At 71.5% G+C, this 12584-nt stretch carries 10 protein-coding genes; 5 read left to right on the plus strand and 5 right to left on the minus strand.

The window, feature by feature from the left end; genetic code table 11:
* Positions 1-131: 131 nt before the first annotated feature.
* The gene (locus ACWC21_RS20670; RefSeq protein ID WP_450883819.1) at positions 132-1133 is read left to right on the plus strand and encodes a DNA-3-methyladenine glycosylase family protein; all 1002 of its coding nucleotides are present in this window, start codon (positions 132-134) and stop codon (positions 1131-1133) included.
* A gap of 27 nt (positions 1134-1160) precedes the next feature.
* On the opposite strand, the gene ACWC21_RS20675 is transcribed toward ACWC21_RS20670, so the two are convergent.
* The 5 genes from ACWC21_RS20675 to ACWC21_RS20695 all read right to left on the minus strand — a co-directional run bounded on the left by ACWC21_RS20675 (position 1161) and on the right by ACWC21_RS20695 (position 6356).
* Positions 1161-1634, minus strand: coding sequence for an anthrone oxygenase family protein (locus ACWC21_RS20675; protein WP_450883821.1), 474 nt, complete (start codon positions 1632-1634; stop codon positions 1161-1163).
* An 84-nt stretch (positions 1635-1718) separates the two neighbouring features.
* Positions 1719-2717, minus strand: coding sequence for an AraC family transcriptional regulator (locus tag ACWC21_RS20680; RefSeq protein WP_450883822.1), 999 nt, complete (start codon positions 2715-2717; stop codon positions 1719-1721).
* Between the two features lie 42 nt (positions 2718-2759).
* Entirely contained in the window at positions 2760-3584 is an 825-nt protein-coding gene (locus ACWC21_RS20685; protein WP_450883824.1) for an NAD(P)H-binding protein, read from the minus strand.
* 112 nt (positions 3585-3696) lie between these two features.
* Positions 3697-4779 (minus strand): sugar phosphate nucleotidyltransferase, encoded by a 1083-nt coding sequence (locus tag ACWC21_RS20690; RefSeq protein WP_450883826.1) that lies wholly within the window; start codon positions 4777-4779, stop codon positions 3697-3699.
* A 173-nt stretch (positions 4780-4952) separates the two neighbouring features.
* Positions 4953-6356 (minus strand): peptidoglycan recognition protein family protein, encoded by a 1404-nt coding sequence (locus ACWC21_RS20695; RefSeq protein ID WP_450884073.1) that lies wholly within the window; start codon positions 6354-6356, stop codon positions 4953-4955.
* 111 nt (positions 6357-6467) lie between these two features.
* Between ACWC21_RS20695 and ACWC21_RS20700 the strand changes: the two genes are divergently transcribed.
* From ACWC21_RS20700 to ACWC21_RS20715, 4 genes are all read left to right on the plus strand, one after another.
* Entirely contained in the window at positions 6468-7223 is a 756-nt protein-coding gene (locus ACWC21_RS20700; RefSeq protein WP_450883828.1) for a TIGR03089 family protein, read from the plus strand.
* A 137-nt stretch (positions 7224-7360) separates the two neighbouring features.
* On the plus strand, positions 7361-8572 hold the full coding sequence (locus ACWC21_RS20705; protein WP_450883830.1) for an LCP family protein: 1212 nt from the start codon (positions 7361-7363) through the stop codon (positions 8570-8572).
* A gap of 231 nt (positions 8573-8803) precedes the next feature.
* Positions 8804-10567 (plus strand): LCP family glycopolymer transferase, encoded by a 1764-nt coding sequence (locus tag ACWC21_RS20710; protein ID WP_450883832.1) that lies wholly within the window; start codon positions 8804-8806, stop codon positions 10565-10567.
* A 377-nt stretch (positions 10568-10944) separates the two neighbouring features.
* Positions 10945-12564: an LCP family protein gene (locus tag ACWC21_RS20715; protein ID WP_450883833.1), complete on the plus strand. Its 1620-nt coding sequence runs from the start codon at positions 10945-10947 to the stop codon at positions 12562-12564.
* The last annotated feature ends 20 nt before the right edge of the window (positions 12565-12584 follow it).

A 12584-nucleotide genomic window follows, 5' to 3' on the forward strand; every position in this document is an offset into this window, starting at 1 on the left:
GTGGGGGAGGAGCTACCAGGGCTTTTCGGCAACGCGGCGAGGTGCGGTGCCAGGCCGCGCGACCCGGGCGGGCATAGTGCAAGGACCCCTTAGTCTCGTAGCACCACTCCGGCGCCCCAGGGATCTCGATCGTGGCAGGACGTTTCGCACCGCGACCCACGCGCACCACCGTGCGCGGCGGGGATGTCCCCGCGCCCGCCGGTATCCCCCGGCAGGCCGCCGGACCGGGGCGGTGGCGGACCTGGGTGCCGGACGGTCCGCTCGATCTCGGGCTGGTGCTCGGGCCGCTCAGGCGCGGCCCCGGGGACCCCACCTTCCACGCGGCGCCCGACGGGTCGGTGTGGCGGGCCAGCCGGACCCCCGCCGGGCCTGGGACGTTGCGGGTGTCCGCGCGTGGCGGCGAGGTGCGCGGCCAGGCGTGGGGACCGGGGGCCGAGTGGCTGCTGGAGCGGTTGCCGCAACTGCTCGGCGCCGACGACGATCCCTCCGTGTTCGCGCCCCGGCACCGGGTGGTGGCGATGGCCCGGCATCGGCGGCCCGGGCTCAGGCTGACGCGGACCGGGCTGGTGCTGGAGTCGTTGATCCCGTCGGTCCTGGAGCAGAAGGTCACGACCGTCGAGGCCTACCGGGCGTGGCGGTTGCTGGTGCGGAAGTTCGGGGAGCCGGCGCCGGGGCCCGCGCCCGGACGGATGTACGTGATGCCGGAACCGCGGGCGTGGGCGCTGATCCCGTCCTGGGAGTGGCACCGGGCCGGGGTCGACAACAAGCGGGCGTCGACGATCCTGCGGGCCGTACGGGTCGCCGCGCGGCTGGAGGAGGCGGCCGGGATGGAGCCGGCACTCGCCCAGGCCCGGCTGGAGGTGGTGCCGGGGATCGGACCGTGGACGTCCGCCGAGACCGTGCAGCGCAGTCACGGGGCGGCGGATGCGGTGACGGTCGGGGACCTGCATCTGCCGGGGATCATCGGATGGGCGCTGGCCGCGGACCGCGACGCGGACGACGCCGTGATGCTGGAGCTGCTGGAGCCTTACGCGGGCCAGCGGCACCGGGCGGCCCGGCTGATCCTGCTGAGCGGGCGGGTGCCACCGCGGCGGGCTCCGCGGATGCCCGTCGGTGACATCGGCCGGCTGTGAACGCCGGCCCCGCCGCACGGCCGGGCGTCAGCCCCGCCACACGGCCGCGGTGCCGGTCCGGCCGTGCCGCCTCAGCGCCTGCGCCAGGCAGGCCACAGCGCCGGTGGTGAGCACGGTGCGTATGACGTTGGCCGTCGACCAGACCCCTTTGAACCTCGCGACGAGCGAGTGGTCCGCGGCCTTGGCCGGGTCGCCCAGACCGGCGAGTTCGTTGTTCAGGGGAAGGTTCACCGTGACGGTGATCACCAGTACGGCCAGATAGAGCACTCCGGCAGCGGCTGCCCACAGGGCCGCGGCCCCGCGCTCCCGCCGGTACGCGGCGACCGCGGCCCACACGGTGACCACCAGGGCGCCCATGAAGACGAGCGCGAACGGGCCGCTGTTGTCGATCTCGTCGTTGAAGTTCCGCATCGCGGTGAGATAGGCGGCGTCGTCCAGACGGGACAGCCCGGGCATGACCGACAGGTCGTAGGCGAAGAAGAGGCCGGCCAGGAGTCCCATGGCGGTGCATGCCACCACGAGCAGCAAGCCTGGGTCCGCGCCGATACGGCGTAACGGGTTGTTCGACATCGTCCGGTCGCTTTCTCAGTCGGATGGGCCCAGGACGACCGTCCTGGGCGGTGGCGCCGGGAAGCGCTCGGGTGCCGTCCCGCCCGTCGCCCGGTGTTCCTGGGGGCTCACGCCGCGCACTCGTTTGAAGGCCGAGCTGAGCGCGAACGCGCTGCCGTAGCCGACCTGGCGGGCCACCTTGGTCAGGGTCGTGTCCGGCTCGTGGAGCAGGTCCGCGGCGAGGGTGAGACGCCACTGGGCCAGATACGCCATCGGAGGTTCCCCCACGGCCGCGGTGAAGCGGCGGGCCAGGGCCGCCCGGGAGACACCGACCTTGCGGGCCAGTGACTCCACCGTCCAGGGGCGCGCCGGGTTGTCGTGGAGGAGGGACAGGGCAGGGCCGACGACCGGATCGGACTGCGCGCGGTACCAGGCGGGAACGCCGTTCTCCCGTCGGCCGAGCCAGTCCCGCAGAACGCTGACGAGGAGCAGGTCCAGCAGCCGGTCGAGGACGAGGTCCTGCCCCGGTTCGTCGCGGGTGATCTCCTGCGCGAGCAGACGGACCAACGGGTCGTCGGCACCCGGGGCGGCGCGTACCAGGAGGGCGGGGAGGGCGTCCAGCAGACGGCGGCCGACCGCGCCCGGGGCCTGGTAGGTGCCGCTGAGCATGACGGACGTGTCCGCTCCGCCGGCCTCCCCCCAGGTGCGCACGCCGAGCGCCATCGAGTCGGTCAGGTCGGTGCCGTCGACCGTCGTGCACCGCTGGTCGGGGCCCACGACGACGCGCACCGGAGTGTCCCGGCCGTCGGCGAGGGTGTACGGGTCGGGGCCGTGCAGCACGGCCAGGTCCCCCGGCCTCAGCAGCACCGGTGTGCCGTCGTCGGGCAGCACCCAGGCGTCGCCGCGGATCATGGTGACGAGGGACACCGGGGCGCGGTCCTCGACGCGCAGCGACCACGGGGGCCGGAAGACCGACTTGAGCAGGAAGGAGCCGCGTGCCTTCAGGCCTTCCAGAAGGCCTGCCAGAGCGTCCATGTGATGACCTGTCGCAGTCCGAGGGCGGGTACGCGGGAGGTGTCAGACCGTCCAGACGCCGGTGGCGGCGGCCTTGCCGGCGTACTCGGCGAAGTCCACGGGCTCCCGTCCGAGAGCTTCCCGCACGCCATGCGTGACACTGGCGTTGCGCCCGTCGAGGAGGAGACCGAAGAGGTCGGCGAACTCGACCGGCAGGCCGTGCTGCCGCAGCGTCAGGCGGTAGTCGTCGAGGGAGACCGGGGTGTACCCGATCTCGCGGCCGGTGGCTTCGGACAGTTCGGCGGCCACGTCGTGGAAGCTCAGCAGCCGGGGGCCCGACAGTTCGTAGGTCCGGCCGACGTGACGGTCGTCGGTGAGGGCGGCGGCCACCACGTCCGCGATGTCGTCGGCGTCGACGAAGGGTTCCACGGCGTCCGCGGTCGGCAGCGCCAGTTCCCCGGCCAGCACCGGCTCGAGGAAGAAGCTCTCACTGAAGTTCTGGTCGAACCAGTTGGCCCGTACGACGGTCCAGTCCGCGCCCGCGGCCTTGAGCCGGTTCTCGCTGTTCACCGCGCCCTCCTCGCCGCGCCCGGAGAGCAGTACGAGTCGGCGCGCGCCCTGCCGGACGGCCAGTTCGGAGAGGGCGCCGACCGCCGCGGCGGCTCCGGGGAAGGCCAGGTCCGGGTGGTAGGTGACGTAGACGGCGGTGACTCCGTCGAGCGCCGGCTCCCAGCTGCCGGGGTCCTGCCAGTCGAACGGCGGCTCGCCCGAGCGGGAGCCGACGCGCACCGGCAGGCCGCGGGCGGTCAGTCGCTCCGCGACCCGCCGCCCGGTCTTGCCGGTGCCGCCGACGATCAGGGTCGTTCCGGTGCCGTGTGTGTCGGTCATGTGCTCAGTCAACAGTGGCGCGGTGGCGACGGCCATGGCCACAACGCTCGGTCGCATAAGCAGGCGTCTACGCGCGCGCCTTCCTCGACGCCGATGTCACGACCCGCCTCGGCTACTGGTCCGAGGAGAACCGCACCGCCCCCGCCGGGATCCGCGCGTCGCACCACACCCGGACCCCCTCGCGGAGCTCGTTGTCGGGGCCGACGACCGCGCCGTCGCCGATCACCGTGCCGGTGAGGACGGAGCGTTCGCCGACGCGGGCGCGGACCCCGATGAGGGAGTCGGTGATGACGGCGCCGGGTTCGATGACGGCGCCGGGCAGGATGGTGCTGCCGGACACCCGGGCCCCCTCGGCGACGAACGCGCCCTCCCCCACCACGGTGCCGCCGGTCAGCTTGGCGTCGGACGCCACCGTGGCGGTCGGCAGGATCAGACGGTCGCCGCAGCGGCCGGGGACGGCCGGGGACGGTGCCCGCCCGAGGACCAGGTCGGCCGAGCCGCGGACGAAGGCGGCGGGCGTACCGAGGTCGAGCCAGTAAGTGGAGTCCACCATGCCCTGCAGATGGGCGCCCGCCGCCAGCAGGTCCGGGAACGTCTCCCGTTCCACCGACACCGGCCGTCCGGCCGGGATCGTGTCGATGACCGAGCGGCGGAAGACGTACGCCCCGGCGTTGATCTGGTCGGTGACGATCTCCTCCGGGGTCTGCGGCTTCTCCAGGAAGGCGAGCACACGGCCGGTGTCGTCGGTGGGGACCAGACCGTAGGCGCGGGGGTCGGTCACCTTGGTGAGGTGCAGGGACACGTCCGCCGACGTCTCCTCGTGCGTGCGCACCAGCGCCCCGATGTCCAGTCCGGTCAGGATGTCGCCGTTGAAGATCAGCACCGGCTCGTCGGGGCCGGAGTGCAGGCGCGCGGCGACGTTGCGGATGGCTCCGCCGGTGCCGAGGGGCTCCTCCTCGGTGACGTACTCGATGTGGAGGCCCAGCTCGGCGCCGTCGCCGAAGTACGGCTCGAAGACCTCGGCCAGATAGCTCGTCGCGAGCACGATGTGCTCCACGCCCGCCGCCCTGGCCCGGGCCAGCTGGTGGGTGAGGAACGGGACCCCGGCCGCCGGGACCATGGGCTTGGGCGTGTGCACCGTGAGCGGGCGCAGCCGGGTGCCTCTGCCGCCGACCAGGAGGATCGCTTCTGTCACCTGTCGTCTCTGCTTCCTGCCGGGACCGGCAACTGTGTTTCGGCCGGCCAGTGTATGCAGACCGTGGTAAGCAGACCGTGTGACGGCGCCCTCGACGGCCGCGCGATGTCCCGCGACACCGGCGGCGGATCCGCCCCGGCCGGGCCCCGGCGATCGAGCGTCCTCTCCCCCCCTCAGCGCCCCTGGTAGCGTGCCGCGGTGGAACGGGCCGAGCCGAGCTTGGCGTAGAGCCGTTTGCCTGGGCAGTCGGTGGCGTATCCGTCCCGATGTCCGGAGATCACATTGAGTCGTACGTTCTTCCCCTTTGGGTAGAGATTGCCACCGCCCGACTTCAGATATGTCTTCGCGCGGGGATTGACTCCGTAGAGCCCGAGCTTCCAGGCGGTGAGTCCGGCGACGGCCTTGACCGCGGCGGAGGACGGCTTGCTCGAGCCGTAGGCGCCGATCACGGCGATGCCCATGCTGCTCTCGTTGAAGCCGAGGGTGTGCGCGCCGCGGACCGCCTTGGACACTCCCCCGGCGCGGCCCTCGTAGATGGTTCCGCACTTGTCGATGAGGAAGTTGTAGCCGATGTCACGCCAGCCCATGCTGCGGACGTGGTAGCGGTAGATGCTGCGGATGACGGACGGCGCCTGGGAGCAGCGGTAGTTGTTTCCGGTGGCGGTGTGGTGGACGAACGCCGCCTTGACCTTCTGGGTGTAGACGAACCCCTTCTCGCGCAGTGATTCGTCCGCGCCCCAGCCGCGCCGGGTCACGATGCGCGGGCGCGGTCCGATGTACGGCTTGCTGCGCTGAGCCTCGGTCAGCTGGTCGCCGCGCAGGGCGAGTAGCTGCATCTCGGTGTCCGCCCGGCCGAGAGCGGGGATCTCGGTGGCGGCGAAGGGTGCGAGGTCGGTGTTGACGGCGGAGGCGGCGGCCTCGGCCTCCGACAGGCCGGCGGTGCTCGGGGGGTCGGCCTCGGGCCCGCCGGGCGGCGGCTCGTCACCGGGGGTGACGAGTTCCAGGCGCAGACCGGAGGGGAGCCGGGGGCGGGCGCCGCCGGCCCGGCCCTCGTCCGCCCGGACGCGTACGTCGACCCCGCCCGAGTCGCCGACCCACAGCGGTGCGGTGCCACCGCGCACCCGTCCGGAGGTGCGCTCCGGCGTGCCGGGGTCGGCGCCGTGGTCGGCGTTGTGCGCCTCGACGTCCTGCCAGCCGGACCACCGGCCGGTGCCGGCGGCGCGGGTGCGGACCTGGACCCGGCCGTGGAGTTCGGTGCCGGGGTCGTCCCAGACGACGCCGAGGAGCGAGAAGGGCCGCACCCGGTCGCGGCGCAGGCCCTGTTCGGGTGCCGCCCCGCCGGCGCGGTCGCGGGTCAGGGGCCTGAGGGGCAGGGACCGGGTGTCGCCGGGGACGGTCCGTTCGGTGGTTCGGGTGGCGGTGGTCGCGGCCCGCTGCGAGCTCGGTACCGGTCTCGCCTCAGCGGCGGCTGCGGGCGTGGCGAGCGGCAGGGTGAGGGCGGCCGCGCACGTGACACCGACCGAGGAGACGCCGATCGAGGAAGTGAGGAATCCGTGCATGCCCCTGATCTTGGACATAGTCATATAAATCTGTCCATCCAGGAACTGACGGGTCGTCGGCTGGCGTTCCGCCGAACCGGTGGCCCCGCCGCGCCGCCCCCGGCCCCGCCGCCGCGTACCCTTGCGCGGGTGAACGCCACCGACCGCACCCCCGCCGACCTGCTGGGATCCGCGCTCGCCGCCGATCCCGGACGCCCCCTGGTGACCTTCTACGACGACGCCACGGGCGAACGCGTCGAACTGTCCGTGGCCACCTTCGCCAATTGGGTGGCCAAGACCGCCAACCTCCTCCAGGGCGACCTCGCCGCCGGCCCCGGCGACCGGGTCGCGCTGCTGCTGCCCGCCCACTGGCAGACGGCGGTGTGGCTGCTGGCCTGTTCGTCGGTGGGCGTGATCGCGGACGTGTCCGGCGACCCGGCCGCGGCCGATGTCGTGGTGAGCGGGCCGGACTCGCTGGACGCGGCGCGCGCGTGCCGTGGCGAGCGGGTGGCGCTCGCGCTGCGGCCGCTCGGCGGGCGGTTCCCGCGGCCACCGGAGGGCTTCGTCGACTACGCCGTGGAAGTGCCGAGCCAGGGCGACCGGTTCGCTCCGTTCGCGCCGGTGGACCCGGAGGAGCCGGCGCTGATCGTCGCCGGAGCGGAGCTGACGGGCGCGGAGGTGGTGGAGCGGGCGGTCCGGGACGCCCCGTCGCTCGACCTGACGGGGCCCGGGTCCCGGCTGCTGTCCGGGCTGCCGTACGACACATGGGAGGGGCTGAGCGCGGGGCTGTACGCGCCGTTGGCCGCCGGAGGCTCCGTGGTGTTGTGCCGGCATCTGGAACGGCTGGACGGGGAGGCTCTGGCCAGGCGGATCGAGAGCGAACGGGTGACCGCCGCGCGCCACTAGGAATCGGCCGGGCCGGCCCTGGGCGAGCGTGCGGCTATCACCCGTTCGGAGTAGCAAGAACCCCCTCTGACCTCCCCCTCACGTCATGGTCGTAAGAACCAGGAACATGACGCTCGTACGCCATGAGGGGGCCGGCCGTGACCGACAGCGCAGGCAGCCCCTCCGGACGGACCCCGCCTTCCGGTGCCTCCGCCTCCGCCGAGGGGCTCATACGCAGACGCCGGCGGCGGTGGGCGAAGGGGGCGGCCCTGGGCGCCGGGGTCCTTCTCCTGGCGGCGGCGGGGGGCGGCTGGGCGGTGTACGCGAAGCTGAGCGCCAACATCACGGCCGACGACGCGGCGGCCGCCGAGCTCGCCCGGTACGAGCGGGAGCGGCCCACGGCACTGGTGCACGCAGCGCAGAACATCCTGCTGATCGGGTCGGACACCCGTTCCGGGGACGGCAACGACGCCTACGGGCGGGACCTGGGCAGTGAGCGGTCCGACACCACGATCCTGCTCCACCTGGCCGCCGACCGGCGCAGCGCCACCGCCGTGTCCCTGCCGCGCGACCTCATGGTGGACATACCGAGCTGCCGCCGGACGGACGGCAGTCGCAGCGAGCCCATGTTCGCGATGTTCAACCAGGCGTTCCAGGTGGGCGGGTCGGCCTGCACCATCCGGACGGTGGAGAAGCTGACGGACGTCCGGATCGACCACCATGTCGTCGTCGACTTCAGCGGCTTCAAGGAGATGGTCGACGCCGTCGACGGCGTCGAGGTGTGCCTGAGCAGGCCCATCGACGACAAGGCCGCCAAGCTGCGGCTGCCGGCGGGCAAGGTGACACTCGACGGCGAGCAGGCGCTCGGCTACGTGCGGGCCCGCAAGTCCCTGGGCGACGGCAGCGACACCGACCGGATGGGTCGTCAGCAGCGGTTCCTCGGGGCGCTGGTCAGCAAGGTGCGCAGCGACGACGTCCTGCTGAACCCGGTCAAGCTCTACCCGGTGCTGGACGCGGCCACCTCCTCGCTGACCACGGACCCGGGACTGGCGTCCCTGGGCGGCCTCTACCAACTGGTGCGCGGATTGCGGAACATTCCCACCGACCAGATGCGATTCATGACCGTTCCGAGGGAGTCGTACGTTTACAACTCCAATCGTGACCAGTTGGTGGAACCGGACGCCGAGAAACTCTTCGCACGGCTGCGCACGGACCAGCCGGTCGCGGTGGCCCGTGAAGTCTCACCGGATTCACACGTCGGCGAACGCGGCGACGACCGCCCTGACGACCCTTCCGACGACCGGCGGAACGCCCCCTCTCCCACCCCGACCTTCCGTGGGAACACCGCAGCCCAGGACAGCTGTGAGTAAAGCGGCCGCCAAAGCCGTACTTGTGTTCAGGAGAATGCGACGGATTGCCCAGTTGTAGGAAGGTGGAATTTGTCACGAGCGTCGTTGCACGCTGAACTGGGCGGATAGTGTGAGCGATCCGGTGCACCCGGCCGCGAGGTCTGTCCTGGGGTCGTGCACTGATTGACCGAGACCCGAGCGCCTGGTGGGGGGAAAGGCGCCGCGTGGCCCCAACGGAGGATTCGGACAACCGTGGACGCGCAAGGACGTGGGCGGGCGGACAACATCGATCCCGCAGACCAGTGGGTGCTCAATCCGAACACCGGCGAATACGAACTGCGACTGGCTCCTTCCGCACCGCAGTCGACGGTACCCGGGCCGCGCAGATCCGCCTCGCCCCGCGCCGGCGCGAGGGAAGGCGGGGCGCGCGGCAGGACCGCCGCGCCCAGGCGCGCGGGGCCGGACCTCAGCAGCCGGGACATGTCCGGGCCCGAGGTCCCGGCGCAGCGCCGGCGCCGGGGCGGCCCGCCCGAGCCCCTGCCGGGGCGGCGCAACCGCCGGCCGGTGAAGAAGAAGTCGAAGGCCAAGAAGGTCCTGCTGTGGACCGGCGGCAGCATGGCTTTCGTGCTGGTCGCCGTCAGCGCGGCCGGATACCTCTACATCAAGCACCTCAACGACAACATCACCTCCGTCTCCGACGACGGCGCGAGCACCGGTGGCTTCCGCAAGGACCAGGCGATCAACATCCTGCTGATCGGCACCGACAAGCGCACCGGCAAGGGCAACGAGGGCTACGGCGACGCGGGCAGCGTCGGGCACGCCGACACCAACATCCTGCTGCACGTGTCCAAGGACCGGTCGAACGCCACCGCGCTGAGCATCCCGCGTGACCTGATCGTGAACGTGCCGGACTGCCCGACGAAGCAGGCCGACGGCAGCACCAAGGTCATCCCGGGCACCCAGAACGTCCGCTTCAACACCAGCCTCGGGCAGGACGGCCGGACGCCGAGCTGCACCGCGCGCACGGTCACCGAGCTGACGGGGATCACCCCCGACGACTTCATGGTCGCCGACTTCAACGCGGTCAAGACGCTGACCACCGCGGTCGGCGGGGTCGAGGTCTGCCTGGCGAAGGACATCAACGACAAGGACTCGCACCTGAACCTGCCCAAGGGTTCGCACAACATCTCGGGCGAGCAGGCGCTTGCGTTCGTGCGTACGCGGCACTCGGTCGGGTTCGGCGGCGACCTGAGCCGGATCGGGCTGCAGCAGCAGTTCCTCAGCGCGCTGATGCGCAAGCTGAGCTCCAACTCGACGCTCACCAGCCCGACGAAGATGCTGAAGCTGGCCGAGGCCGGCACCAAGGCGCTGACCGTCGACTCGCAGCTGGACAGCATCGGCAAGCTGAAGGACCTGGGGCTGGAGCTGGGCAAGCTCAACCCGAAGAACCTGACCTTCACCACCGTGCCGGTGGTCGACAACCCGGCGGAGAAGGTGCACACGACGGTCGTCCTCAACGGGGCGAAGGCTCCCGAGGTGTTCGACGCGATCAAGAGCGACGTCTCCTTCTCCGACGTGAAGAAGAAGCAGAAGGCGGCCAAGGACGCTCAGGCCGCGCTCCTCAAGGGCACCAAGTCCGCCCCCTCCGAGGTCCGGGTGCGCATCTACAACGGCGGAGCCCCGGCCGGCAGCGCCCAGGCGGAACTCAGCTACCTGCAGAACGACGCGGGCGTGCTCAAGTCGGAGAACGCGGGCAACGCCCCCGCCCAACTGAGCAGGACCACGCTCGAGTACGCGCCCGACCAGGCGGCCCAGGCACGCCGGCTGGCCGCCATCCTGGGTCTGTCCGGATCCGCGATGAAGCCCGGCAAGAGCGTGATCAACTCCCAGGGCCTGCCCGCCATGACGCTGACACTGGGCAAGGACTTCAAGGGTGCGGGAGTGTCCTTCACCGCCTCCGGCAAGGCTCCGGACGTCGACAAGACCACGGCCAACCAGGTCAAGTGCGCCGGCTGAGCCGCTGAGGGGACCGTACGGGCCTGTCCCGCGTCCGAGAGGGCGCGGGACAGGCCCGTTCCGTACGACACGGCTGTCCGCGGCCGGATCGGACACCGGTCGGTGCGCGGACGCGTACGGACCGTGTCGCACCCGGAACCGAGGCATTCGGTTGCCGTCGGGAAGGCACGGCGGTCTCCTGACTGGCTGCAGAATGATGAGGCGCGCTCAGGTCCGGGAGGCCGGACGGAACCGGGCGCGTTGTCCGCAGCGGATGACGCGGTGTGCGCCCGGCAGGTAACCCAAAGGGCCCCTCGTGCGTCTGACAAGGGGCAAGGACGTAGGTACCCGGGTGAGGGCGCAGGGTGGGGAGGGGCAGGGAGTTGGTACGGAGCAGCATGCGCGGAAAGGTTCCCGCGGTGGAGGACACGATGTCGCTCGAGCCGCAGGGGGCGAACGCGTCGGCCGGGCAGGGCGGGCACGGTGAGGGGAGACGCGGGGGCGGTGCGCAGGAGGCGCCACCACGGCGCAGACGGCGTGCGCTGCGCTGGTCGGCGACGGTACTGGCGGTGGTGATACTCGGCACCGCGGGAGCGGGCTACCTCTACTACCAGCATCTGAACGGCAACATCAAGAAGGACCCCCTGAACCTCGGGGACGCCAAGGACCGGGCGGCGGCGTCCCAGGCGAACGCGGCCGGCCAGAAGCCGCTGAACATCCTGCTGATCGGGTCGGACGGGCGGAACAACAAAGAGGACCAGAAGCTCGGCGGCGCCAAGGACACCTTCAACACCGCGCCGCGCGCGGACGTCCAGATGCTGCTGCACCTCTCGGCGGACCGCACCAACATGTCGGTGGTCAGCATGCCCCGTGACACGCTGGTGGACATCCCCAAGTGCACGGACCCCGACAACGGCAAGGTCTACGAGTCCCTCACGTCGCACATCACCAACGACTCGCTGGGCCGCGGCGGCCCCGGCTGCACGGTCGCGACCTGGGAGAAGCTCACCGACATCCACATCGACCACTTCATGATGATCGACTTCTCGGGTGTGGTGTCGATGGCGGACGCGATCGGCGGCGTACCGGTGTGCGTGGACGCCAACGTCCACTCCAAGGACAGCAGCGGCCACGGCTCGGGCCTGAAGCTGAAGAAGGGCACCACGTACGTCAAGGGCGTGCAGGCCCTGCAGTGGCTGCGCACCCGGTACGGCTTCGAGGACAACACCGACATAGCCCGGGCCAAGGCCCAGCACCAGTACATGAACGCGATGGTCCGCCAGATGCGCGAGAACGCCACGCTGAGCAACCCGAGCAAGCTGCAGAGCCTGGCCGAGACGGCCACCGAGGCCCTGACGGTCGACAACGGGCTCGGCACGGTGGCGAAGCTGTACGACCTGAGCAAGGAGCTCAAGAAGGTCCCCACCAAACGCATCACCATGACGACCATGCCGTGGCAGTACGCCTCGACCGACAGTGGCCGGGTGGTGCCCAAGCCGGAGGACGCGGCGAAGCTGTTCCGGCTCATCCGCCAGGACATCGCCCTGGACGGCAAGGGCGAGAAGAAGAAGGCCACCGCGGCGAAGGCGAGCACGGACCCGGCCGCGGCCGACGACAAGATCGCGGTACAGGTGGAGAACGGTACGCGGTCCGAGACCCTGGCGCCGGTCGGCGGACGGGCGAACACGGTCGCCCAGCTCCTCGTCGGCAAGGGGTTCACGCAGGCGGTGGCGGATCGTTCCGCCGCGCTGAGCGAGGCCACGACGGTGATCCGCTACCCGAGCGCCGATCTGGAGGGCGACGCCCAGCGGGTGGCCAAGGTGCTCGGCGTCCCGATGTCCGCGGTGAAGAAGTCCACGGACGTCTCCGGGATCACCCTGCTGGTCGGCGCCGACTGGCGCTCGGGCACGAAGTACACCGCGCCGAAGGAGGACGACTCCACTCCCGATTCGGCGCAGGTCATCAACGGCGCGGACAAGAAGCAGTGCATGCACGTCAACCCGGACTACACCTGGTAGTCCGGGCCGACGGGCGCCTC

Source organism: Streptomyces sp. NPDC001348, from assembly GCF_053597535.1.